Below are 23,612 nucleotides of genomic sequence, written 5' to 3' on the forward strand. Positions count from 1 at the left end.
GGCACACCACAAGGCCCCGACATCAATGATGTCGGGGCCTTGTGGTTTTCGGGCTCCCAACTGGGAAACCTTGTTGATGAGCCTTGAGGAAATGACGCATGCAGGATGATTCACAGCAACACGACACTCGCCAGTCGGGCACGCAGTCACGCGAGCCACTGCAGGATGATCCGACCTCGGACCTCACGCTGCGGCTTGGCCATGAGGAGCTGATCATCCATCGCCGTTATGAGCTGGCCAGCATCATCAATGAGCTGGTGCTGGGCCTGCTGTTCACGATCGGCAGCGTGTGCTTCTTCTGGGAAGAGTGGATGACGCTGGGAATCTGGCTGTTCATGATCGGCTCGCTGCAGCTGACGCTCAAGCCGGTGATTCGCCTGGCGCGCCGCATGCACCTCAAGCGGATGCCCGAATCGGCGCTGGACCTCTAGCGGGCGTCTTCACGGCCTGACTGTCTCACCGGCTCTCTGGCTCTCTGGCTCAGCGATAGCGATGCACGCGCAGACTCTTGAGGAAGGGCGTGTCCTCGATGCGCACGTCGCCGCGGCGGGCGCGGGTGCGCTCGGTGGGCGGCGTCGGGCTTGGCTGGTTGAGAGCGGGCAGGCGCAGGTCATCATGCGGCAGGAACAGCGGCAGAGAGACATTCAGCGCGCGGCGCGTGCGTAGCTCGCCGTCTTCGCGCATCACCGGCCCACGGTAGAACAGGTTGGCGCGCATCAGCGGTGCCTGGGGCTGGATGCGGGCCAGAATCTCATCCGATGGCAAGCCAGCGAGCAGCTTGAGCTGCAGGCGTACGTGCTCGGCCTCGGTATCCAGCTTCATCAGCAAGGCTTCACACTCCGCCACGCTGACGCGCTGGATCGAGCGCCCGGAGCTGTACCAGGCGAAGCGCACTCGCGCCACCGGTGCCTCTGCCACCGGCACTCTCCGCCAGCACTGCTTGAGATGCAGTCGCGCCAGCCCATCGCCCCTCAGGTGCTGATTCAGCCCCGGATGGCGGAAGGGCAGAATCGCCTTCAGCTCGGCCAGTTGGTCGGGATACTTCTCGCGCAGCTCGGCGAAGAGCTCCGCCAGCTGCTCCTTGGCCGCGTTGAGCGCCGCGACGCGCTCGATCACCGTTGGGCCTGCGGCGACCACGCCCAGATAGGGGCGGGTGACTCGGCCGTCCTGGCCATCCTGATACCACACGTCCTGCAACGCCTGGCTGAGCCATTCGCTATCGGCACTGACGCCATCCAGTCGCCAGAGTGGCGAATTCTCTTCTCTGACCGCGGTGATGACCTGATCGGCGGCACTGATCTGCGTATCGAAGGCCGCTTCTATTCTGGCCATCAACTGGTATTCGGGCATGCTCTGCGTCCTGATTGCAGCAAGGGAGACGTGATTTTTTATCGCGTTATCTTGTTTAGCCTAGCGTGACCGGGATGGCAAGTCAGACCATGGCGGCATGCGCGGACAGAAGAGGGGTTCCGAGAGAATCAATCACCCGGGATGGAGTGACGGGATAGGCCGGCTGCGCCGGTGCAGACAGACTGAAATGGAAGAGGGCGCCACGCTGGGCGCCCTCCTGTCTCTGCGGGGGTCTGTGTGATCTCGACAGGGCGCTGTTGTCAGGCCGGCACCTGCAAAAGCCCGATGGGCTCAGCGGTCGCGATAGCGCTCGGTGAGATCACCATAGGCATCGATGCGACGATCGCGCAGGTAAGGCCAGATGCGGCGCACGTCCTCGCCGCGCGCCAGGTCCACCTCGACCAGCAGCTCCTCGGGCTCGGTGCCGCCATGCGCCAGCAGCTCGCCTTGTGGGCCGCAGATGAAGCTGCCGCCCCAGAACTGGATGCCTTCGCTGGCAGGCGTCGGGTCCGCTTCATGGCCGACCCGGTTGGCGACGATCACCGGCACGCCATTGGCGACGCCGTGGCTGCGCTGGATCAGGGTCCAGGCATCCTTCTGGCGCGTCTGCTCGGCTTCATCGTCGCGCGGGTCCCAGCCGATGGCGGTGGGGTAGAGCAGCATCTCGGCACCGGCCAGCGCCATCAGGCGTGCGCCTTCGGGGTACCACTGGTCCCAGCAGACCTGCACGCCCAGACGGCCGACCGAGGTGTCGATGGGCTCGAAGCCACGGCGCGGGGACTGTGCGCTGGGTGCATCGCCCGGCGTGAAGTAGAACTTCTCGTAGAAGCCGGGATCATCCGGGATGTGCATCTTGCGGAAGGTGCCGACCAGGCCAGCGGCCTTGTCGAGCACCACGGCGGTGTTGTGATACACGCCCGCCGCGCGGCGCTCGAAGATGGAGCCGACGATCACCAGGCCGAGTTCGGCGGCCAGGCCGGCCAGACGCTGGGTGGTCGGGCCTTCGAGGGGTTCGGCGAGATCGAAGATCTCGGTGTCTTCGGTCTGGCAGAAGTAGTGGCTGGCATGCAGCTCCTGCAGCATCACCAGCTCAGCGCCATCGGCGGCAAGGCGACGAATGGCGGCTTCGCTGGCCGCCAGGCTTGTGTCCTTGTCGGGCCAGCCCTGTTGCTGGACGACACCGACCTTGAGTGTACGGCGGGAAGCAGTCATCACAGTGCTCCTTGAGAGGTGTTCGAGGTGGCCAGCGTGCCCTTGGGCAGTTGCATGGTCATGCAGTGCAGGCTGCCATGCTGGCGAATCACGGCGCGGCAATCGACCGGAATGATGTCACGCTTGGGGAAGGCGCTGGCGAGGGCCTTGAGGGCGATCATGTCGTGACGATCGGCGTAGGTCGGCACCAGCACGGCCCCGTTGATGATCAGGAAGTTGGCGTAGGTCGCCGGCAGACGATGGCTGTCGTCCGGATCGAAGCAGGCATCCGGCCACGGCAGCGGCACCAGGAAGTAGGGGTCGCCATTGGCATCGCGCAGTGCTTCAAGCTCGGCTTCCATCGCCTTGAGCGCCGGGTAATGCGGGTCGTCGCGATCATCGCAGCGGACATAGGCGATGGTGCGCGGGTCGCAGAAGCGCGCCAGGGTGTCGACATGGCTGTCGGTGTCATCGCCTTCCAGATGACCATTGGCGAGCCACAGCACGCGTTTGACCCCGAAATCGGCCTTGAGTTGCGCCTCGACCTGGGCGCGGCTCAGGCCGGCATTGCGGTTGTCGTTGAGCAGGCAGGCCTCGGTGGTCAGCAGGGTGCCCTGGCCGTCGCTCTCGATGCCGCCGCCTTCCAGGATGAAGTCGCGGCTTTCCACCGGGCTTGCGTAGGCCCCCTGCGCGGCGAGGGCGCGGGTCAGGGCGTTGTCGCGGGCGGCCTCGAACTTGCCGCCCCAGCCGGTGAAGGTGTAGTCGAGCAGCACCGGCTGGCCATCACGTTCGACGGTGATGGGGCCATGGTCGCGCGTCCAGGTGTCATCCAGCGGCGCCACGAAAAGATGCAGGCGCTCGGCGGGCACGCCGAAACCGGCGAAGCGCGCGGCAAGGCGCTCCCGGGTGGCCTCATCGCTGACGCTGATCAGCACGTGCTGATAGCGGCTGATGGCGATCACCATGGCCTCGCAGGTGGCTTCGATGCTCTCGAGCATCTCGCTCCAGTCACTGTGCGGGCTGGGCCAGCTGAGCTGGATGGCGTCCTGCGGGTGCCATTCGGCGAGCAGACGGGTGGCCATGGGCATCTCCCTGATGAAGAGGTAACGATAAAGGCGCAAGCCGCAATGCCGCGGACTCGGCGCGCGATGATAGCAGAGCCATGCGCCGACGCTAGCCCTGTGGTGTCTGACTTACACATGTCTTGCCATGCTGGCGGTTCATGTTGGCCACAGACGAAGGCTGGCAAACTGCGTTCGAATATGGCTCCATGCGCCGAGCCTGCGGAATGCGTATCATGGCCCGCGACCCTGACCCAAGGAATCGACTTCGATGCTGCTGGATCGCCTACCCTTTCTGATCGGCCTGCGCTATACCCGCGCCAAGCGCCGTAACCATTTCATTTCCTTCATTTCCTTGACCTCGATGCTGGGGCTGTCGCTGGGCGTCGCCGTGCTGATTCTGGTGCTGTCGGTGATGAACGGCTTCGACCACGAGCTGCGCACCCGCGTGCTGGGCATGGTGCCGCATGTGCGCGTCGAGGCGCGTGACAGCGTCACCGACTGGGAGACGCTGGCCGGCAAGCTGCGCGAGAAGCCGCATGTCGTCGGTGCGGCGCCCTATATCGAGCAACAGGGCATGTTCACCACCAACGGCCGTAACAAGGGTGCGTTGGTCACCGGCATCGATCCGTCCGCGGAGGACCAGGTCTCGATCATCAGCGAGCACATGGTGCAGGGCAGCTTGGCGGATCTCACGCCTGGCAGCTGGGGCATCGTGATGGGCGAGCTGCTGGCGCGCAACCTGGGCGTCGGCGTGGGGGATCGCGTCACGCTATTGGTGCCCGAGGCCTCCATCACGCCCGGGGGCATCTTCCCGCGCCTCAAGCGCTTCACGGTGACCGGTATCTTCAAGGTAGGCGCGGACGTCGATGCCAGCCTTGCCTACACCGATATCTCGGACATGGCCAAGCTGGCGCGCTTCAAGGAAGGCGACGTCCAGGGGGTGCGCCTGAAGCTCGATGACCTGTTCAGCGCCGATCAGGTCACCCGCGACATCGTCAGTCAGCTGGGGCCGCAGTATCGCGGCATGGACTGGAAGCGTACCCACGGCAACCTGTTCGCCGCCATCCAGATGGAGAAGAACATGATCGGCCTGCTGCTGATGGTGATCGTCGCCGTTGCGGCCTTCAACATCGTCTCGACGCTGGTGATGATGGTGACGGACAAGCACGCTGACATCGCCATCCTGCGTACCCTCGGGGCCAGGCCCGGTTCCATCATGGGCATCTTCATCGTGCAGGGGCTGACCATCGGCGTGATGGGCATCATCATCGGCGCTATCGCCGGTGTGGCGCTGGCGCTGAGCGTCTCCGACATCATCGCCTGGGTGCAGTCGACCTTCGGTATCCAGTTCCTGGACCCCAACGTCTACTTCATCAGCTATCTGCCGTCGCGCCTCGAGATGAGCGACATGGGCATCATCATCGGCTCCGCGCTGGTGCTGAGCTTCCTGTCGACGCTGTATCCGGCCTGGCGCGCCTCGCGCATCCAGCCGGCGGAGGTGCTGCGCTATGAGTAATCCGTCGACACCGTCTGATGCATCCATCCGTTCCGCTGCTGGAGACACCGCCATGCCGACGCCGGCTTCTGACACTCACGCGCCGGGTCAGGCCCACGGCAAGCCGATGCTGATCTGTGAGCGCCTGAGTCGCAGTTATGATGAGGGCCCGCAAGAGGTGCAGGTGCTCGACGAGCTGGAGCTGCGCGTGCATGCCGGTGAGCGAGTCGCCGTCGTTGGCAGCTCCGGCTCCGGCAAGACCACGCTGCTCAACCTGCTCGGCGGGCTGGACCATCCCAGCCAGGGCATCGTGAAGGTAGCCGGCCAGCGCCTGTCCGAACTCAGCGAGTCGGCGCTGGGCAGCTTCCGCAATCAGCACATCGGCTTCGTGTATCAGTTCCACCATCTGCTGGCGGAATTCAGTGCCGAAGAGAACGTGGCGATGCCGTTGATCATCCGTGGCCACAAGCGCGCCGAGGCCGCCGTCAAGGCGCGCAAGCTGCTGGAGCGGGTCGGCATGGCACCGCGTGCCGATCACAAGCCGGGCGAGCTGTCCGGAGGCGAGCGCCAGCGCGTCGCCATCGCGCGTGCGCTGGTGACCGACCCGAGCCTGGTGCTGATGGACGAGCCGACCGGCAACCTGGATCAGACCACGGCGGCGCGCATTCTCGAGCTGATGGATGACATCGCGCGCGAAGCGCAGGCAGCCTTCATCATCGTGACCCACGACAACGGTCTGGCCGCGCACCAGCACCGTGTGCTGCGCCTGGACGGCGGCAAGCTGCACGAGGACTGAGTCGAGCCGCTGACTGATTCACGCTAGCCAGAAAGCCAAACGCCCCGCCATCGAGAGGTGGCGGGGCGTTTTTCATGCGTGTCTGTCGGCAGCGTTCAGAGCTTGTCGGTGTCCTGCTCAGCGTTCTGGCGTGACGATTGCTCCTTGCTGCAACGTCTGGCGGCCAGGCGCGCCTTGCGGCGGCTGCGCCAGTTGCGCACCACCTGATAGCGCCACAAGAGGCGGACCAGCATGTTGGCCAGCAGCGCGAGGACGACGGCGCTGACTAGCGAACCCAGCGCCAGGGCGGGCAGGATGTCTTCCAGCTGGTTGGCGAACCAGGCCGCGGAGACCTGGTCCGGCATTACGCGTGCGGGCGTGTCCAGCATCCAGGCACCTACGCGGTAAGTCGCGTAGTAGACCACCGGCATGGTCAGCGGGTTGGTCACCCACACCAGGCCCACCGACAGCGCGAGGTTGCAGCGCAGTGCCCAGGCACCGAAGGCGGCCACCACCATCTGGAAGGGAATCGGCAGCAGCGCACAGAACAGCCCCACCATGCAGGCATTGGCCACAGTGCGTCGCGACAACGCCCACAGTGCGGGATCGGCGATCAGGTGATGCATGAAGCGCAGCGACTTCTTGCGCTTGAGGGCATCCGGTTCCGGCATGAGCCGCTTGAGTAGACGACGAGGCATGACTTGGCCATTTGGCATTCAACGCCGGCCATTATCCATACATGGCTACAGGACTGCCATGCTGACTGCGCAGTTATCCGGTTCGTGATCTGCAACCCGCGTGTCTCGATTCGGCACTGAGCACAGCAAAGCCCGCGCCATGCCTGACGGGCTGCGCCATGGGTGACCTTGCAAGAGGCCAGCAACATGTCAGGCGCCACCGTGAATAAATCGTCCCATCCCGCTCGATTCTGGCTGTCACCGGCCTCGCTGGCCCAGCTGCTGGCGGGACTGGTGGTGGGCATCTGGCTGTCACGCCAGGGCGAGTGGGACGCGGATTGGCAGTCACGCTCATCGGCAGGGCTCGGCGCGCAAGAGGGTGGGGCGCATGGCTGGGCCGCCTTCATGACGCTGAGCGACAACCTGCTGTTGGCCGCCTTGCTGCTCTGCTGGCTGATGGTGGCGGGGGCCTTGGCCGCCATTCCTGCCCGTGCTTTCCCGCGCCCTGCTCCCGACGCTGAGTCACGCCGTTCTCGGCTCGGGGCCTTGAGCCTGCGGCTCTCGACAGCGCTGGGGGTTGGGCTGGTGATCGGCCTTCTGCAGCAGCCGCTCGTGATGGTGGAGGCGCTGACGCGCCAGGAGCTATGGCTGGAAGGCCGGGTCGAGCAGGTCAATCGCGCACTGCCGACCCCTGATGACTCGGTGCGCCTGGTGCTGCGTGTCTCGCGCTGTGATCTCTTCCAGCCGACGGAGGCCCCCGGCGCGGATGCCGGGCGTCAGGCCGCCTGTCAGCGGCTGCTGGATCAGCGAGTCCAGCTTCGGCGCTACTGGCCACGCAAGCTGCCCCGCGATGTAGCGACACGCGAGGCGCTGGCGACTCCCTGGCAGGCCGGTGAGCGCTGGCGCATGGTCGTGCGTCTGGTGCCGCCTCATGGCACCAGCAACCCGGCCTTCGGGCGCTCAGCGAGCCCAGCGGAGTTTGATCGTGTCGCCTGGCTATGGCGCGAAGGCATCGTTGCCACGGGTTACGTGCGCCAACTGTCCCTGGCGCAGCGCTTGGCGCCACCAGGCGGGCTGGCAGCACTGCGCCTGCATGCCGAGCAGGCTCTGTGGCAGCGCTGCGGCGAAGGCGAGGGCGAGGCACTGGTCGACTGGCCGGGTTCGCCCTGTCGCTGGCTGGCAGCATTGACGCTGGGCAAGGTCTCGGCACTGACCCATGACGACTGGGACACGCTGAACGCCACCGGGCTGACGCATCTGGCGGTGGTGTCGGGGCTGCATGTCGGATTGATGGCAAGCCTGGTGCTGGGGCTGAGTTTCGGCGTGCTGCGTCTCTGGCGCCCGGGCGGATGGCGATTCAGCGTCGCGCCCTGGTGGCTTGCCTGTCTGGCGGCCTGGAGTTTCGCCTTGCTGGCAGGCCTGGCGCCTCCGGCCCTGCGCGCCGCCTTGATGGTGACGGTCGGGCTTTGGATGGCGAGTGGCCGCAGCGGGCTGGGTGTCTGGCAGGTCTGGATGCTGGCGCTGATTCTGGTGCTGGGGCTGGACCCGCTGGCGCTGTGGCGCCCGGGCACCTGGTTGTCGTTCATCGCCGTGGCGGTGTTGTTGCTGGCCTGGCAGGGCCGCTCGCGACCGCGGGGAATGCGCGGCTGGTGTCTGGCCACGTTGCGCAGCCAGTGGTTGCTGACGCTGGTCATGGGCGCGGCCCTGCTGCTTTCGCGCGGCCAGCTGTCCTGGTTGTCGCTGCCGATGAATCTGCTGATGGCGCCCTTGGTGACGCTATTGATCGTGCCGCTTGGCATGCTGGGCTGGGGGCTTGCGGGACTCGAGCAGCTGTTGCTGTTTACGGGGCTCGTCCCGTCACGGCCCGCGGCGATGCTCGCCGATGGTGTGTTCAGCGGCGGTCTATGGCAGCTGCTGGCACAGGGCATGGCGCAGACGATGGAGACCTTGTCTTCGCTGGCGTCGACGCAGGGGCGCTGGCCGCAGGCGCCAATGGCGGCGGGTCTGTCAAACGCCACTCCTTCGGCCTTGATCCTGACGCTCGCGCTGATGGCCCTGCTGGGTGCCTGGCTGGCGGAGGGGGTGCCGGGCCTTGATGGCCGTCTGAAGCGCCTGTGTGGCAGCGTGGCACTCTGCTGGGGGTTGTCGCTGGCGGCGCTGGCCTTGCCGTGGTCACCGACTGCGCTGGCCACCGTCGGGCGGGACGCCGGCACGCGCGCGACAGAATCCGCCTCGTTCTCGCCCCGGGCGCCCGCGCTCAGTCTGACGGTGCACGATGTCGGGCAGGGGCTGGCGCTGTCGCTGCACAGTCATCTGGCGTCGAGTGCGAGTGACTCGACAGGCGCGTCACGGCAGGTGCCGAGGCACTGGCGTTACGACCTGGGGGCGGCGTCGCGCAATGCCAGCGCCCGCTTGCCGGGGGCGCCATCCGTGGCGGGAGAGCCTATCGGCGTGATCATGAGTCACGGGGATGGCGATCACGCCGGTGGACTGCAGGCCCTGTCTGCCGAGGAGACCGCCGCCTTGTGGGTGCCGGCCGGGCAGCGGGCGCGACTGGAGCGTCAGGTAAGCTGGCTCGATGAGGTGGCAATGCGGGAGTGTGTCGCCGGGCGCAGCATCACCCTCGGTCAGCTGCAGGGCCAGCCCGTGCGCCTTGAGATGCTGTGGCCGCCAGCAGGGTTGAAGGCCCGACGTGACAACGCGCACTCCTGTGTGGTCTTGATAGCACATGGCGCGCGCCCGCTGGCGTTGCTGACCGGCGATATCGGCCAGCAGCAGGAGCGTGAGTTGCAGGCGACGCTGCGCCAGCGCCTGGCCGGGCGCGGCTTGCCGTTGCTGGTGGTCGCACATCACGGCAGCCGCTCCAGCAGTGGTGATGCCTGGCTTGAGAGCCTGGCGGCGCGTCACGCGATTGTCAGCGCCGGTCGCTACAATCCGCATGGTCATCCGCATCCGGACGTGGTGGAGCGTCTGGCGCGTCATGTCGAGTGTCTCTGGCATGTCGGGCTGGATGGTGCCTTGCACTGGGAGTGGTGGCCGCAGGGGGAGCGGCTGCAACCAGCGCGCAGGGCTGGCGGTATCGGAGTGAGGTGCCTTGGGGTAAAATCCGCTGAATGATCAGATGCATGGCGGATTCATACGGCCTGCGCGACAGGGATGGCGCGTGACATCTGACACGACAACAATGGTGCCCGCAGAGGCATCGAGACCAAGGGAGAGGTCACATGCTGGAAGCCTTGTACGCAGGGGGAGTCTTGATGCTCCCCATCCTCGGATGTTCCGTCGTGGCACTGGCCATCATCCTCGAGCGCCTGTGGACGCTGCGTCGTCGACGCATCGCGCCGAAGGGTCTGGGACAGCAGGTGTGTGAACTGATCAGCCAGGGACAGGTCAATGTCTACTGGCTGGAGAGTCATTCGCCGCTGGGCAACGTGCTGGCGGCGGGACTGCGCAATGCGCGCCTGGGCAATGAGCAGGTACGCGCGCGCATGCAGGAATCGGCCGTGGCCGTCATCCATGACATGGAACGCTTCCTGAGCCCGCTGGGCACCATCGCCGCCATCACGCCGCTTTTGGGGCTGCTGGGCACGGTGGTCGGCATGATCGACGTCTTCGCCGTGATCGTCGATGCGGGCAGCGCCGAGCGCGCCCAGGAGCTGGCCGGCGGGATTTCCCAGGCGCTGGTGACGACGGCGTCCGGCTTGACGGTGGCGATTCCGGCACTGATGTTCCATCGCTATTTCCAGCGCTGTGTCGAGGACATCACCGTCAACATGGAGGAGCAGGCAGGGCAGGTGGTGGAGTATATCTCGCACCATCAGGGCGAGCTCGGGCTGGCCGAGAGCCATGACGGCATCGACCGTCGCCCGGGCCAGCGCCCCGGCCAGGTGCCGGAGCCCCATGAGCGCCTGCCGGAAGACCTGCCGGCCTACATGCGTCGTGACGCCGATGACCCCTATGGTGGCGATGATGGCAAGGGGGCAGGTGCCGGGAGGCCGTCATGAGGTTTCCGCGTCGCCAGCGTGAGTCGGTGGAGGTCAATCTCACCCCGCTGATCGACGTGGTGTTTCTGCTGCTGATCTTCTTCATGGTCTCGACGACCTTCGATAGCCGTCGAGCGCTGGACCTCATCCTGCCGCAGTCCAGTCAGGCCAGCGCGGTAGAGCAGGCGCCCTTGATCCTGAGCATCGGGGCGGCAGGTGATTTTACGCTCGGCGAGGCAAGCCTCGGCGAGGATGAACTGGGAGCGCAACTTGCGCAGTACAAGGACCAGGCAGATCGCTTCGGGTTGATCCTCGAAGCCGATGGCCGCACGCCCCACGCCAAGGTGGTCACGGCGCTGGACGCCGCCGCTGAAGTGGGTATCACCCGTGTGCGCATCAGTACGCGTATCGGGACGGAATCATCATCACCGGATGCCCCATGAGGGCGCCGCCCAAGTCTATGGAGACCCCGTGAGTCGCGACTCCACCTGGATTCATTACCGCCGCTTGCTCGGCTATGTTCGCCCGTACTGGAAGATGTTTCTGGCCGCCGTCGTCGGCTACATCATCTACGGTGCCTCGAGTACGGCGCTGGCCGAGATGATGAAGCGCCTGATCGACGGCATTCAGAATCCTGACGCCCAGTTCAGACTGTTCCTGCCGCTGTTCGTGATCGGCATGTTCGCCGTGCGCGGCGTCGGCACCTTCCTGGGCACCTACTGCATGAGTGATGTGGCGCGCAACGTGGTCCACACCCTGCGCACCACGGTGTTCAACCACATGCTGCACTTGCCGGGGCGCTATTTCGACGAGAACTCCACCGGCCATCTCATCACGCGCGTCACCTACCATGTCGAGCAGATCACCGGCGCGGCCACCAAGGCGCTGACCATCATCCTGCGCGAAGGCTTCTTCGTGCTCGGCCTGCTGGGCTATCTGTTCTGGACCAACTGGAAGCTGACGCTGGTGTTCATCGCGGTCACGCCGCTGATCGGCTGGGTGGTCAGCTATGCCAGCAAGCGTTTCCGCAAGCTCTCCAAGCGTATCCAGGGCTCGATGGGCGAGGTGACCCACGTGGCCTCCGAGGCGCTGTCCGGCCATCGTGTCGTGCGTACCCACGGTGCCGAGGATTACGAGAAGGCACGCTTCGCGGCGGTCAGTGAGTACAACCGCGAGCAGAAGATGAAGGAAGCGCTGACCAAGGCCACCGCCACGCCGGTCATCCAGCTGTTGATCGCCGTGGCACTGGCCACGCTGGTGTGGCTGGCGATGGCGCCGGAACTGATGGCCGGCATGAGTGCCGGTGAGTTCGTCGGCTTCATCACCGCCGCTTCGATGATGGCCAAGCCGGTGCGTCAGTTGACCGAAGTCAATGGCGAGATCCAGAAGGGCATGGCGGCCTCGGAAGAACTGTTCGGCCTGCTGGATACGCCGGCAGAGCCGGACAACGGCACTTTGGTACCCGAGGGTCGCCTCGAGGGCCGTGTGCGCTTCGACAATGTCCACTTCCGCTATGCAGACCATCAGCCGGAGGTGCTCAAGGGCATCGATCTGGAGGTGAAGCCGGGGCAGATGGTCGCCATCGTCGGGCGTTCGGGGTCGGGCAAGTCGACATTGATGAGCCTGTTGCCGCGCTTCTACGCACCGACCACCGGCCGCATCCTGATCGACGATGTCGCCATCGAGGACTTCAAGCTGCGCCCGATGCGTCAGCAGATCGCGCTGGTCTCGCAGAATGTCACCCTGTTCAATGCCGACCTGACCGCCAACATCGCCTATGGCACCGGTGAGGTCGACAAGGCACGGGTGGAAGAGGCGGCGCGCGCGGCCTATGCCCACGAATTCATCGAGCGCATGAGCGAAGGCTACGACACCATCGTCGGCGACAATGGCGTGATGCTCTCCGGTGGTCAGCGCCAGCGTATCGCCATCGCTCGTGCCATCTACAAGGACTCGCCGATCCTGGTGCTGGATGAGGCCACCTCGGCGCTGGATACCGAATCCGAACGCTATATCCAGCGCGCGCTGGAGGAAGTGTGTCAGGGCCGGACGACCTTCGTGATCGCCCACCGTCTGTCCACCATCGAGAAGGCGGACCGCATCCTGGTGATGGATGATGGCGAGATCATCGAAGACGGCACCCACGAATCATTGATTGCTCAGGAAGGTGCTTATGCCGCGCTGCATCGCATCCAGTTCCGGGAGACGGCAGACGCATGAGTGAACGACTGGTAGACGCCTGGTATCGCGGCGCCGGCTGGCTTCATCTGCTGCGCCCGCTGGAACATGTCTACAAGAATGTGGTGGCGCGCAAGCGCAACGCCTATCTCACCGGCAAGCGTGAGGTCTGGAAGGCGCCGGTGCCGGTGATCGTGATCGGCAACATCACCGTCGGTGGTACCGGCAAGTCGCCGCTGGTCGCCTGGCTGGGGCGCTGGTTGAGCGAGCAGGGCTGGCGCCCGGGCATCATCTCGCGCGGCTACGGCGGGCATTCGCCGCGCTATCCCCTCTACGTGCAGGCCGATACCGATCCTCAGCATGCCGGCGATGAGCCGGTGATGCTGGCCCAGCAGACCGGCCTGCCGGTGGCGGTCGATCCGGATCGCCCGAGCGCGGCGCGGCGCCTGATTGCCGCGGGCTGCGACATTCTGCTCTCCGATGACGGTCTGCAGCATCATGCGCTGGGGCGCGATATCGAGCTGGTGGTCGTGGACGGTGAGCGTGCCTTCGGCAATCAGCGTTGCCTGCCCGCCGGGCCGCTGCGCGAGCCGTTGTCGCGCCTCGCCAGTGTCGATGCGGTGATCTCCAACGGTGTCATCGACTGCTCGCGCCTGCCGGTGGAATCGCATTGCATGAAGCTGACGCCGGTCCACTGGCGCCACCTTATCGACGACGTGCGCTATCCTGCCCATCAGCTGCCGTTCAGCGGTCAGGTGCATGCGTTGGCCGGTATCGGCAATCCGCAGCGCTTCTTCCGCACCCTGACCAACCTCGGGGTCGAGCATCTGCCGCGTCCGCTGGCGGACCACCATCGTTTCACGCCGACGGATCTGCGCTTTTCCGACAATCTGCCCGTGGTGATGACCGCCAAGGACGCCGTCAAGTGTCGCAGCTTCGCCAATGAGCGCTGCTGGGCGCTGGATGTCGAGGCGCGTCCGGACCAGGCGCTGGTGGACTGGCTCGCCAAACGCCTTGAGGCGCTCTGAGTGCTTGATCGCTGAATTTTCTTTCTTTTCTGCTGTTATTCCGGAGATGTCTCGATGGACAAGGAACTGCTCGCGCTACTGGTTTGCCCGCTGTGTCAGGCCAAGCTGACCTATGATGCGGCGAACGCCGAGCTCAAGTGCTTCTACGATGGCCTCGCCTATCCGGTACGCGACGGCATCCCCGTCATGCTGGAAGAAGAAGCGCGCCAGATGGATGCCGACGAGAAGCTCAAGGGGAGCCGCGGCTGATGAGTGACCTTCTGCAGCAGGGGCAGGCAGACGACAGCCGTTCAGAGGGCGAGTCCGGCTTCGTGGTCGTGATTCCGGCGCGTTTCAACTCCTCACGCCTGCCGGGCAAGCCCCTGGCGGACATTCATGGCCAGCCGATGATCGAGCACGTCTGGCGCAATGCCTGCGCCAGTCAGGCCAGCCGGGTCGTGATCGCCACCGATGACGAGCGCATCCGTGAGGCCTGTGAAGGCTTCGGGGCCGAGGTGGTGATGACGCGTGGCGATCATCCCAGCGGGACGGACCGCCTTGCCGAGGTGGTCACGCTGCTGGCGCTGGCCCCCGAGACCCTGGTGGTCAACGTCCAGGGCGACGAGCCGCTGCTGCCGGCGGCGCTGATCGATCAGGTGGCGGTACGCCTCGAGGAAGACGAGGGCGCCTCGATCGCCACGCTGGCGGAGTCGATCGCCAGCGTCGACAGCCTGTTCAATCCCAATGTGGTCAAGGTGGTGCGTGACCTGCGCGGGCGTGCCCTGTACTTCTCGCGTGCGCCTATCCCGTGGGACCGCGAGCACTTCACCACGCCACCGGACATGCTGGCCACCGATTCCTGGCTGCGCCATATCGGCCTCTACGCCTATCGTGCCAGCTTCCTGACCGATTACGTCGACTGGCTGCCGGCCCCGCTGGAGCAGCTCGAACAGCTCGAGCAGCTGCGCGCGCTGCATCATGGTCATGCCATCCAGGTGGCCATTGCCTGCACGGCGCACCCAGCCGGTGTCGATACGCCGGAGGATCTCGAGCGCGTGCGTGACTGGCTGGCGCAAGCAGCGGCAGGCAGCGAGAGCGGAGAGGCCTGATGAGCGAGCTTCTTGAGCAACTGGTCCAGCGTCAGGCGCCATTGGAGCGCATCCTGATGGTGTGCCTGGGCAATATCTGCCGCTCACCGAGTGCCGAAGGCGTGTTGCGTGCGGCGTTGACGCGCCATGGTCTGGATCAGGTCGTCACGGTGGACAGTTGCGGCACCAGTGACTGGCATGTCGGCGGTCAGCCTGATTCGCGGGCCATCGCGCATGCGGCCAAGCGCGGACACGACATCAGCACGCTGCGTGCCCGTCAGTTGTGCGACCAGGACTTTCACGACTTCGATCTGATTCTGGTGATGGACGACACCAATCTTGCCGATACCCGTGCCTTGGCTGCGCGCAGCAACGGTGGTGATCAGGCGCTGATCGGTCGCCTGCTGGACCTGCTGCCGACCCCGCTGCCCGCGCTGGCAGCGGGCAGTCGTGAGGTACCGGACCCCTACACCGGGGGCCCCGATGCCTTCGAGCGTGTGCTGGATCTGATCGATGTGGCCTGCGAGGCGCTCATTGCGGCACTGCCTGCGGCGACCACGGCGCGGGCGCGCTCATGACTCAGGTATCCCGTGATCAGAACGCTGGCGACACCTCGCAACGTGAGGGGGTGGCGCTGGATGGCTGCAATACGCTGGGCTTCTCGGCGCGTGCCCGCGCCCTGAGCGAGCCACACACCATCGAGGCGGCCAGGGCGCAGGTGCTGGCCTCCCGGCAGGCTGGTGAGCGTCTGGTGGTGATCGGCGGCGGCAGCAATCTGGTATTGCTGCCGTGGCTGGATGCCCATGTCATGCGTCCGGCCTTTGATGAGGTCACCATCACGCCGGCAGGAGACGGCCTGACGGCCACGGTTTCCGTCGAGGCCGGCAAGCGCTGGCATGCCCTGGTGATGGAGCTGGCCGCCGCCGGCTGGTGGGGCTACGAGAACCTGGCACTGATACCCGGGTGCTGCGGTGCGGCGCCTATCCAGAATATCGGCGCCTATGGCGTCGAGCTGGCAGACCATCTGCTGCGCCTGGAAGTCATGTCGCTGGAAGATGGCAGCTGCCATTGGATGGATCGCGAGGAATGCGGTTTCGGCTATCGCGACAGCATCTTCAAGGGCGCGCTTGAGCATCGCGTGCTGATCACGCGTCTGGAGTTGCAGGTATCGCGCCAGGCGTCGCCCCGGCTCGGTTATGGTGATCTCGCCCAGCGCGTCAGTGCGGCGTTGCCGCAAGGGGAGGAGGTGACGCCGTTGCAGGTCGCCCAGGCGGTGATTGCCACGCGCAGTGAGAAGTTGCCCGACCCCGCGCAACTGGGCAATGCCGGCAGTTTCTTCAAGAATCCGCAGCTTCCCCAGGCTGAGGCCCAGGCGCTGCTGACCCGCTTCCCGAGCTTGCCGCATTACCCGCAGGCCGATGGCAGCATCAAGCTGGCAGCAGGCTGGCTGATCGATCAATGTGGTCTCAAGGGCGCGCGCAGAGGCCATGTCGGCGTACATGCTCAGCAGGCGCTGGTGCTGGTGCACTTCGGTGAGGGTGCCGTCACGGAGCTGCTGGCACTGGCGCAGGAGGTGCGTGAGGCCGTCCACGCCCGCTTCGGTGTCTGGCTCGAGCAGGAGCCGCGCGAGCTTGGGATGATGCCCGAGGGCTGAGGCCCAGAGTCGTGCACATGAGACCTGCGCTGAAGTGAAGGCACGCACACCAGGCGCTGAAAATAGCATGCACTGAAAACAAGAACGCCCCGCAGGCTTGCCTGCGGGGCGTTCTTGTTTTCAGCGCTTGGTTCTGACTTGCTGCTCAACGGGAGCGGCTGGCAGACCCTGTCTTGCTGCCTTTCTGTCGCCCCCCTTCAGCGCTGGTGGCTGAAAGGGGCGGCAGAGCGACGGCAGGGGCAGGGCGCCAGCCTCAGGACTCAGTGAGACGTGTTGCTGTCATCCTGAGCGGTCGTGTCCTGAGTCTCTGCGCTGGCCTGTTGTGCGGCAGCACGTTCGGCAGCTTCACGCTCACGACGACGCACTTCACGCGGATCGTTGTAGGCGCGTTCGCCACGGCGACGGCGGGTCTCGGTGGCTGGCTGCGTGCTGTCCTGCTGCACGCCTTCTGCCGCTGTCGTCTCGCCTTGCTCGCTCGGTGCCTGCTTGTGCTCGCTGTCAGCGACTTCCCCTGTATGGGAGTCGTCGCTCACGGCTTGCGCCACGGCGACATTGTCGTGACGTTCGGCAGTCGCGAACGCTGCCTCGGCCGGCGCATTCTCGACGCTGGCGCTGACGTTGACGGCGCTTTCGGCACCTTCAGCAGTAGCATCAGAGCCGTCAGCAGAATCAGAGCCTTCAGCTAATTGAGAGCCTTCCGCAGCTTCAGCGACAGTATCTGCGGTGCGCTCAGTGCTGACGGCAGGCTCAATCTCAGTGCTGGCCACGTCAGCGCTTTGCGTCACCTTCGCCTCGCTGGTCTCAGTCTGCTGAGGAGCCTCTTCGTGCGCGGCCTCCTGTGCAGGCTGTTCAGTGGCTGCTTCTTCCAAGGCAGGTTCTTCCGCCACAGGCTGCGCAGGCTGGCTGGCAGTGTCGGCTTCAGCGGCGACCGCTTCCTCTGCTTCAGCGACAGGTGCCTGAGCTTCGGTCTGCTCGGCAGCTTGCGCTTCGGCGGCCGGTGCCTGGACGCTTTGCTCGGCGGCGGCTGGCGCTTCAGGCACAGCGGCTTCGCTGGTCACGCTTTCCTTCAGCGACTGCTCATCGGCCGCGGCTTCCGGCGCGACTTCTGCCGCGGTGACGGCCGGCGTGTCGACGGCGTCGTCAGCTGCGCTGGCCTGCGGCTGGTGCACGCTTGGCTGCTGGACGGCGTGCTGCTCAGTGCGCTGGGCGGCGTGTTGCTCAGTCTTCTGCGCCTGGTGAGCGCCAGTGGCAGGCGCTTCGGGCGCCTCTTCGGCAGGTGCTTCGATCGGCGCTTCGACGACTGGCTCGGGCACTTCCGCTGTCGCTGGCTCAGACTCAGACGCTTGCGCATCGGATGCCGCTGACTCAGGGGCTACCGTCTCTTTCAGCGCCTCGTTGCTCGGCTCGCTGACTTCCGGTGCAACGGCTGCCGTGAGGTCTGCGCTGGCAGACTGCTCGGCGCTGGCCGGCGCGTCCTGTGCAGCGGTGCTGTTTTCGCCCTGCGAGGCGCTGTCGTTGCCTTGCGGGGCACTTTCCATGCCTTGCGGGGCATTGGCTTCGCCCTGCGGAGCAGCGGTAGTGGCGCTGACGGCTTCGGCACCTTCCTCGGCAATGGCCGGTACCGCAGTGGCTGCCGAAGTAGCGGCTGCCGGAGCAGCGGTGGCCTGCGGGCCTGCCAGTGTCATGGCCTTGAGCGACTTCTGCTCTTCGACCGCCTGCGGGTTCAGAGCGTGCTGACGGCTGCGCACACGCGGGTTGTTGCGGGTCTGCTGGTCTTCGCTGCTGACCTGCTGTTCCACCTGCTCGGCCTGTTCGGCTGCCTTGATGGACTCGCGTGCCTGCTTGCTGTCGACCTGCTCGGCCTTGTCAGTCTTGGCCGGTTTTTCACCACGGGCCGGCTTGTCGCTGCGCTTGCCGGAGTCGCGCTTGCTGGCGTTGTCGGCCTTGGCGTTCTGGCTGTCGCTGCTCCTGGCTTCGGCTTTCGGGCTGTTGTCAGCCTGCGGCGTCTGCTCCGGTTCGGCCTGCGGCTTGCTGTCGTTGGTGACGATTTCCTGCTGGCTGTCCTGACGCGACTCGTTGGACTTGCGACGGTTGCCGCGGTCGTTGCGCTGACGGCGCTTGTTGTTGCTGCGGCCATCGTTCTGGCTGCTGCTGTCAGCGTCGTTGCCGCGGGAATCGTTGCCGCTGTTGCGTGACTCGCCGTCGTTGTTGCGTGACGCGTTGTCATTGCGACGACGGGAGTCCTTGCGGTTGTCATCACGCTCGTTGCCACGGCCGTCATTGCTGCGGTCGTTGTTACGATCGTTGCTACGTTCAGCGTTGCGACCATTGCGGGAGTCGTTGCGAGCCGCTGCCGGAGCGCTGGCTTCACTGACGGTCTCGCGACGCTCGCGGGCCTTTTCCAGTGCCTTGCGGGCTTCGCTGGACTTGGCTGGCACGGCGGTGTCGCTGTCATTGCCCAGCAGGCGGCTGAAGCCTCGGGCCAGGCGCGACAGCAGGCCGCCACCGGTGGCCGGAGCGGCAGTCCTGGCGGGAGTCTGGGCTGACGACTGAGTCACGACTTCCTGCTTGCTGGCCTGAGCGCGGGTGTCATTGCCCTGGCTCGAACGGTTGCTCTGACGGTTGTCATTGCGCGAGCTCTGACGGCTGTCGTTGCGGCCTTCGCTGCGAGTGTCATTACGAGACTCGTTGCGCGACTCCTGGCGGTTGCGACCGTTGCTGCTGCCGCTGCCGTTGCGACGACGATTGCCGTTGTTCTTGCCGTTGCCGTTACGGCTATCGCTGTCATTGCTGCTGTCAGCGCTCTCGGCCACGGCTGCGGGCGCTGCGGCAGGCGCTTCCGGTGCGGCAACCGGGGCAGGCGTGGTGTGGGACACGCTCTTGACGGCCGCTTCAGTGCGCGCCGGCGGCTTGTCGAAGTTTGGATCCGGTTCCTTGCCGACTTCGGTCTCGACGGACAGCTCGAAGCTGGACTTGTCGGCACCGTCTTCATCGACGTGGTCGTCACGCAGACGCACGACTTCGTAGTGCGGCGTGTCGAGCTCCGGGTTCGGCAGCAGCACGACATTCACGCCCTGACGACGTTCGATGTCGAACAGCGTGGCGCGCTTCTCGTTGAGCAGGTAGGTCGCGACCGGCACCGGCAGGATGGCGCGGATCTGCGAGCTGCGCTCCTTCATGGCCTCTTCTTCGATCAGACGCATGATGGAGAGCGCCATGGAGCGCACGTCACGGATGGTGCCCTGGCCGTCACAGCGCGGGCAGACCACGCCGCTGGTCTCGCCCAGAGAGGGGCGCAGGCGCTGACGCGACATTTCCATCAGGCCGAAGCGTGAGATGCGGCCGATCTGGACACGAGCGCGGTCGATCTTGAGCGCGTCGCGCACACGGTTCTCGACCTCACGCTGGTTGCGTGCCGGTGTCATGTCGATGAAATCGATTACCACCAGGCCGCCGATGTCGCGCAGACGCAGCTGGCGGGCGATCTCGTCGGAGGCCTCCAGGTTGGTCTGCAGCGCGGTTTCCTCGATATCACTGCCGCGGGTGGCGCGAGCGGAGTTGATGTCGATGGAGACAAGGGCTTCGGTATGGTCGATGACGATGGCGCCACCGGAGGGTAGCTTCACTTCACGCTGGTAGGCGGTCTCGATCTGGGATTCGATCTGGAAGCGCGAGAACAGCGGTACATCGTCTTCGTAGAGCTTGATCTTCTGCTGGTAGCTCGGCATCACCTGGCGTACGAAGGACAGCGCTTCTTCCTGGACTTCCGGGGAGTCGATCAGCACCTCACCGATGTCATTGCGCAGGTAGTCGCGCATGGCCCGGATGATGACGTTGGATTCACGGTAGATCAGGAAGGGGGCAGGGCGGCTGGAAGCGGCCTTGGTCACCGCGTCCCACACCTGCGCGAGATAGTCGAGGTCCCACTGCAGCTCTTCGGCGCTCTTGCCGATGCCGGCGGTGCGCACGATGACGCCCATCTTGTCCGGCAGGGTCAGGCTGTTCATCGCTTCTTTCAGCTGAGCGCGCTCTTCGCCCTCGATGCGGCGGGAGATACCACCGGCACGCGGGTTGTTGGGCATCAGCACGAGGAAGCGGCCGGCCAGACTGATGAAGGTGGTCAGGGCGGCGCCCTTGTTGCCACGTTCTTCCTTGTCGACCTGGACGATGACTTCCTGGCCTTCCTTGAGCACTTCACGAATGTTGGGACGGCCCTGGCCGGGGTCCTTGGAGAAGTACTCGCGGGAGATTTCCTTGAGCGGCAGGAAGCCGTGGCGTTCGGCGCCGAAGTCGACGAAGCAGGCTTCGAGGCTGGGCTCGATGCGGGTGATCTTGCCGCGGTAGATATTGGCTTTCTTCTGTTCGCGGGCGCCGGACTCGATGTCGAGATCGTAAAGGCGTTGTCCGTCGACCAGTGCGACGCGCAGCTCTTCCGGCTGGGTCGCGTTGATGAGCATCCGTTTCATGTCGTCTCGCTAGACTGGGCGTGCCGAAGGGCAGCCGCATTGTGCGTCGGCGACGAGGAACCGTTTTCCGCTTCGTGTTGTGCTCAGCGCATGTCGTGGAATGCGTTTTTCGCATGCAGGCAAGTCCGTGGACGGGCCACATGCGGCATGATCATGTTGAGTACTTGGAAGAGGCAGGACGTGTTGCGGGGATTTGTACTCCTCCGGCCCTGCGGTCTCTTCCCTAACACCTGGCATTTGCCGATTCATCGACGCCGGCCTTCGGCACGGATATCGAATGATTACCCGGGCTTCATGCCCGAGCGGTCTTGTGTCGTTGGCCCATGAATGACTGGGCGTCTTGCTGTCTTGCCTGCGCAGGCGGCTTTCGGGCTCCCGCGACATCATCTCGTGGAGTCTGCAACGAAGGCTCGAAGGGCGATTGCGCTGCGGCGCGCGGCGTCATGCGTTCCGCGCCCGCTGATATCGTCATCAGGTCCTGTGAGACCTGAGCGACATCGATGTTTTGCGTCAGCTGTTGGTCTGGCCACTGGCCGCGAATGACTGTCCTTGGGGCGGCCTTCGCTGCCTGTGATTGACAGGTGCGATGCGCGGGACAGCACGCTACCGACAGGGTAGATGACAACAGGGTGCTTGCGTGACCTGCACGGTGCTGATGTCGGTGCGCGTTGCTTCATTGCGGGCCATCTGACCCTCTCCGCCGGCGTGAAGCACCTTGTTGAAGTGCCGGGTGCGCCGTTTTTCCGGCCGCTGTGACAGGGCTGCGGAGACGATGATCGGGCATATAGAGAAGGCCCATCTCACTGCGCTCGAATATACCAGTAAAGGTATGTACCAGCAATTCAGCTGCCAGATCAAACGCTTCGCTACATCGCCCGAGATACGAGGCCCGGCGAGCCGCGGATGAGAGCGGCATATGGCACGATGATTCCCCATTGGTCGCATGACACCGTAGAATGACCGGTCTGAGTGCGCCCAGGCGCACGGCAACAAGATGAGCAGGCCGCGCGAAGGCGGGGCCGGAAAGGAGTGCGACATGGCCGAAGGCCAATCAGTCCAGTGGATCGAGGTTGCCCCGGAATTGGCCGGGCAGCGCATCGACAACTTTCTGCGTACCCGCCTCAAGGGCGCACCCAAGGCGTTGATCTATCGCATCGTGCGCAAGGGTGAAGTGCGCGTGAACAAGAAGCGCATCAAGGTCGATTACCGCCTGCAGGCGGGCGATCTGGTGCGGGTGCCGCCACTGCGCCTCTCGCCGGAAGCCGCCGTGCAGGAAGTCAGTGACAACCTGCGCGAGGTGCTGGCGGGCTGCATCGTGCGCGAGACGGATGACTTCATGGTCATCAACAAGCCCTCGGGGCTTGCCGTGCACGGCGGCAGCGGCGTCAAGATCGGCCTGATCGAGGCCATGCGCCAGATTCGCGCCGACCTGCCGTTCCTGGAGCTGGTGCATCGCCTGGACCGTGATACCTCCGGCTGCATTCTGCTGGCCAAGTCGCGGGCTGCGCTGTTGCAGCTCAATGCCGACCTCAAGGCCCACAAGATGACCAAGCTGTATCTGGCGCTGGTCGAGGGGCGCTGGGATTCACGCCGCGATTACGTCAACGCACCGCTGGAGCGCTACGACGGTGGCAATGGTGAGCGGCGGGTGCGCGTCGATGAGGCCGGCAAGACGGCCAGCACCCGCTACGCGGTGCGTGAGGCCTACCCGAGCATGACGCTGGTCGAGGCCGAGCCGATTACCGGGCGTACCCACCAGATTCGCGTGCACTCGGTGCATGCCGGGCACCCGCTGCTCGGCGATACCAAGTACGGCACCGAGCGCGGCAATGCCCTGGCGAAGAAGGTCGGGCTGGAACGCCTGTTCCTGCATGCCGCCCAACTCAGCTTTCCTGATCCGATCGACGGGCGAACCGTCACCGTGCGCGCACCGCTGGACAAGCGGATGAAGCGCGTTCTCGCCACTGCCAGAGAGCTGGGAGCTCGTCATGACTGATCTCACTGCAGGACTGCCGCAGCCGCGCTATCGCCTGGTCATCTTCGATTGGGATGGCACCCTGATGGATTCAGAAGCGCGTATCGTCGACTGCCTGCAGGCGGCCTCGCTGGCGACGGGCATGGGCGAGCTGCCTGCCCATGCGGCGCGCGACATCATCGGGCTCGGGCTGCCTGAAGCCATGGAGCGCCTGTTCCCGGGGGCGACGGCCGAGCAGTGCGAGGCGCTGGTCGCGGCCTACAAGGCGCATTTCGTGGCGGTCGATACCACGCCGCTGGACTTCTTCCCCGGTGTCGAGGCCGGCATCCAGCGTCTACGTCGCCATCCCGAGCAGCTGCTGGCCGTCGCGACGGGCAAAAGCCGGCGCGGGCTGGACCGCATGTTCACGGCCCATGACTGCGGTGACTGGTTCCATGCCTCGCGCACCGCGGACCTGACGCTGTCCAAGCCGCACCCTCGCATGCTCGAGGAGTTGCTGGCCGAGCTGAACGTTGAGGCGCATGAGGCGCTGATGGTCGGCGATACCGAATATGATCTGGAGATGGCGCGTGCCCTGGGCATGCACAGTGTCGGTGTCGACTACGGCGTACACAGTGTGCCGCGTCTTGAGGCCTGTGCGCCGCAGCGCATCGTCTCGCATTTCGATGAATTGATGGATTGGCTGTACGTGGCCAGGTAACGGCCGCGA

At 65.3% G+C, this 23,612-nt stretch carries 19 protein-coding genes; 14 read left to right on the forward strand and 5 right to left on the reverse strand.

Annotated elements, in window-relative coordinates:
• The first annotated feature begins 98 nt into the window (after positions 1-98).
• Positions 99-431, forward strand: coding sequence for a YrhK family protein (locus QD356_RS01460; RefSeq protein ID WP_192838416.1), 333 nt, complete (start codon positions 99-101; stop codon positions 429-431).
• A 49-nt stretch (positions 432-480) separates the two neighbouring features.
• Here the strand turns inward: QD356_RS01460 and QD356_RS01465 are convergent, their stop codons facing one another.
• From QD356_RS01465 to QD356_RS01475, 3 genes are all read right to left on the reverse strand, one after another.
• On the reverse strand, positions 481-1,350 hold the full coding sequence (locus QD356_RS01465; protein ID WP_192838417.1) for a DNA replication terminus site-binding protein: 870 nt from the start codon (positions 1,348-1,350) through the stop codon (positions 481-483).
• 291 nt (positions 1,351-1,641) lie between these two features.
• Positions 1,642-2,562: a carbon-nitrogen hydrolase gene (locus QD356_RS01470; protein ID WP_054555016.1), complete on the reverse strand. Its 921-nt coding sequence runs from the start codon at positions 2,560-2,562 to the stop codon at positions 1,642-1,644.
• The gene (locus QD356_RS01475; RefSeq protein WP_192838418.1) at positions 2,562-3,623 is read right to left on the reverse strand and encodes an agmatine deiminase family protein; all 1,062 of its coding nucleotides are present in this window, start codon (positions 3,621-3,623) and stop codon (positions 2,562-2,564) included. Before QD356_RS01475 ends, QD356_RS01470 begins: the two co-directional genes overlap by 1 nt.
• Before the next feature lie 253 nt (positions 3,624-3,876).
• Between QD356_RS01475 and QD356_RS01480 the strand changes: the two genes are divergently transcribed.
• Together QD356_RS01480 and QD356_RS01485 are read left to right on the forward strand one after the other, a co-directional pair.
• The gene (locus QD356_RS01480; protein WP_043332064.1) at positions 3,877-5,121 is read left to right on the forward strand and encodes a lipoprotein-releasing ABC transporter permease subunit; all 1,245 of its coding nucleotides are present in this window, start codon (positions 3,877-3,879) and stop codon (positions 5,119-5,121) included.
• A gap of 52 nt (positions 5,122-5,173) precedes the next feature.
• Positions 5,174-5,896 carry an ATP-binding cassette domain-containing protein gene (locus QD356_RS01485; RefSeq protein WP_054555014.1) on the forward strand — a complete coding sequence of 241 codons (723 nt, stop codon included), beginning with the start codon at positions 5,174-5,176 and terminating at the stop codon, positions 5,894-5,896.
• A gap of 95 nt (positions 5,897-5,991) precedes the next feature.
• Here the strand turns inward: QD356_RS01485 and QD356_RS01490 are convergent, their stop codons facing one another.
• Positions 5,992-6,573, reverse strand: coding sequence for a DUF2062 domain-containing protein (locus tag QD356_RS01490; RefSeq protein WP_043331907.1), 582 nt, complete (start codon positions 6,571-6,573; stop codon positions 5,992-5,994).
• A gap of 201 nt (positions 6,574-6,774) precedes the next feature.
• On the opposite strand from QD356_RS01490, the gene QD356_RS01495 reads away from it, so the two are divergent.
• The 9 genes from QD356_RS01495 to murB all read left to right on the forward strand — a co-directional run bounded on the left by QD356_RS01495 (position 6,775) and on the right by murB (position 16,462).
• Positions 6,775-9,669, forward strand: a complete 2,895-nt coding sequence (locus tag QD356_RS01495; RefSeq protein ID WP_192838419.1) for a ComEC/Rec2 family competence protein — start codon at positions 6,775-6,777, stop codon at positions 9,667-9,669.
• A 107-nt stretch (positions 9,670-9,776) separates the two neighbouring features.
• Positions 9,777-10,556, forward strand: a complete 780-nt coding sequence (locus QD356_RS01500; RefSeq protein ID WP_082388116.1) for a MotA/TolQ/ExbB proton channel family protein — start codon at positions 9,777-9,779, stop codon at positions 10,554-10,556.
• Entirely contained in the window at positions 10,553-10,978 is a 426-nt protein-coding gene (locus QD356_RS01505; protein ID WP_153635253.1) for a biopolymer transporter ExbD, read from the forward strand. The genes QD356_RS01500 and QD356_RS01505 overlap by 4 nt, the downstream gene beginning before the upstream one ends.
• 28 nt (positions 10,979-11,006) lie before the next feature.
• Positions 11,007-12,755: a lipid A export permease/ATP-binding protein MsbA gene (msbA, locus tag QD356_RS01510; RefSeq protein ID WP_279876594.1), complete on the forward strand. Its 1,749-nt coding sequence runs from the start codon at positions 11,007-11,009 to the stop codon at positions 12,753-12,755.
• A complete protein-coding gene (lpxK, locus tag QD356_RS01515; protein ID WP_054555010.1) occupies positions 12,752-13,741 on the forward strand; it encodes a tetraacyldisaccharide 4'-kinase in 990 nt (329 codons plus the stop codon). Before msbA ends, lpxK begins: the two co-directional genes overlap by 4 nt.
• Positions 13,742-13,795: 54 nt before the next feature.
• Positions 13,796-13,990 (forward strand): Trm112 family protein, encoded by a 195-nt coding sequence (locus QD356_RS01520; protein WP_043331901.1) that lies wholly within the window; start codon positions 13,796-13,798, stop codon positions 13,988-13,990.
• A complete protein-coding gene (gene kdsB, locus QD356_RS01525) occupies positions 13,990-14,829 on the forward strand; it encodes a 3-deoxy-manno-octulosonate cytidylyltransferase (RefSeq protein ID WP_192838421.1) in 840 nt (279 codons plus the stop codon). Before QD356_RS01520 ends, kdsB begins: the two co-directional genes overlap by 1 nt.
• Positions 14,829-15,386, forward strand: coding sequence for a low molecular weight protein-tyrosine-phosphatase (locus QD356_RS01530; RefSeq protein ID WP_192838422.1), 558 nt, complete (start codon positions 14,829-14,831; stop codon positions 15,384-15,386). Before kdsB ends, QD356_RS01530 begins: the two co-directional genes overlap by 1 nt.
• A complete protein-coding gene (murB, locus tag QD356_RS01535) occupies positions 15,383-16,462 on the forward strand; it encodes a UDP-N-acetylmuramate dehydrogenase (RefSeq protein ID WP_192838423.1) in 1,080 nt (359 codons plus the stop codon). Before QD356_RS01530 ends, murB begins: the two co-directional genes overlap by 4 nt.
• 260 nt (positions 16,463-16,722) lie before the next feature.
• Here the strand turns inward: murB and rne are convergent, their stop codons facing one another.
• The gene (gene rne / locus QD356_RS01540) at positions 16,723-20,928 is read right to left on the reverse strand and encodes a ribonuclease E (RefSeq protein ID WP_192838424.1); all 4,206 of its coding nucleotides are present in this window, start codon (positions 20,926-20,928) and stop codon (positions 16,723-16,725) included.
• A 1,036-nt stretch (positions 20,929-21,964) separates the two neighbouring features.
• On the opposite strand from rne, the gene QD356_RS01545 reads away from it, so the two are divergent.
• Positions 21,965-22,924, forward strand: coding sequence for an RluA family pseudouridine synthase (locus tag QD356_RS01545; RefSeq protein WP_054555007.1), 960 nt, complete (start codon positions 21,965-21,967; stop codon positions 22,922-22,924).
• Complete coding sequence (locus QD356_RS01550; RefSeq protein ID WP_054555006.1) at positions 22,917-23,603, forward strand: HAD-IA family hydrolase; 687 nt, start codon at positions 22,917-22,919, stop codon at positions 23,601-23,603. The genes QD356_RS01545 and QD356_RS01550 overlap by 8 nt, the downstream gene beginning before the upstream one ends.
• The last annotated feature ends 9 nt before the right edge of the window (positions 23,604-23,612 follow it).

Source organism: Cobetia sp. 2AS (assembly GCF_029846355.1).
Lineage (GTDB): Bacteria > Pseudomonadota > Gammaproteobacteria > Pseudomonadales > Halomonadaceae > Cobetia > Cobetia amphilecti.

Excerpts from the sequence above, each read along its gene's own strand:
- QD356_RS01485 (WP_054555014.1), top strand. The coding sequence starts at position 5,174 with ATGCCGACGCCGGCTTCTGACACTCACGCGCCGGGTCAGGCCCACGGC.
- lpxK (WP_054555010.1), top strand. The coding sequence starts at position 12,752 with ATGAGTGAACGACTGGTAGACGCCTGGTATCGCGGCGCCGGCTGGCTT.
- kdsB (WP_192838421.1), top strand. The coding sequence starts at position 13,990 with ATGAGTGACCTTCTGCAGCAGGGGCAGGCAGACGACAGCCGTTCAGAG.
- QD356_RS01460 (WP_192838416.1), top strand. The coding sequence starts at position 99 with ATGCAGGATGATTCACAGCAACACGACACTCGCCAGTCGGGCACGCAG.
- QD356_RS01530 (WP_192838422.1), top strand. The coding sequence starts at position 14,829 with ATGAGCGAGCTTCTTGAGCAACTGGTCCAGCGTCAGGCGCCATTGGAG.
- rne (WP_192838424.1), bottom strand. The coding sequence starts at position 20,928 with ATGAAACGGATGCTCATCAACGCGACCCAGCCGGAAGAGCTGCGCGTC.
- QD356_RS01505 (WP_153635253.1), top strand. The coding sequence starts at position 10,553 with ATGAGGTTTCCGCGTCGCCAGCGTGAGTCGGTGGAGGTCAATCTCACC.
- QD356_RS01545 (WP_054555007.1), top strand. The coding sequence starts at position 21,965 with ATGGCCGAAGGCCAATCAGTCCAGTGGATCGAGGTTGCCCCGGAATTG.
- QD356_RS01475 (WP_192838418.1), bottom strand. The coding sequence starts at position 3,623 with ATGGCCACCCGTCTGCTCGCCGAATGGCACCCGCAGGACGCCATCCAG.
- QD356_RS01470 (WP_054555016.1), bottom strand. The coding sequence starts at position 2,562 with ATGACTGCTTCCCGCCGTACACTCAAGGTCGGTGTCGTCCAGCAACAG.
- QD356_RS01490 (WP_043331907.1), bottom strand. The coding sequence starts at position 6,573 with ATGCCTCGTCGTCTACTCAAGCGGCTCATGCCGGAACCGGATGCCCTC.
- QD356_RS01520 (WP_043331901.1), top strand. The coding sequence starts at position 13,796 with ATGGACAAGGAACTGCTCGCGCTACTGGTTTGCCCGCTGTGTCAGGCC.
- murB (WP_192838423.1), top strand. The coding sequence starts at position 15,383 with ATGACTCAGGTATCCCGTGATCAGAACGCTGGCGACACCTCGCAACGT.
- QD356_RS01465 (WP_192838417.1), bottom strand. The coding sequence starts at position 1,350 with ATGCCCGAATACCAGTTGATGGCCAGAATAGAAGCGGCCTTCGATACG.
- QD356_RS01550 (WP_054555006.1), top strand. The coding sequence starts at position 22,917 with ATGACTGATCTCACTGCAGGACTGCCGCAGCCGCGCTATCGCCTGGTC.
- QD356_RS01500 (WP_082388116.1), top strand. The coding sequence starts at position 9,777 with ATGCTGGAAGCCTTGTACGCAGGGGGAGTCTTGATGCTCCCCATCCTC.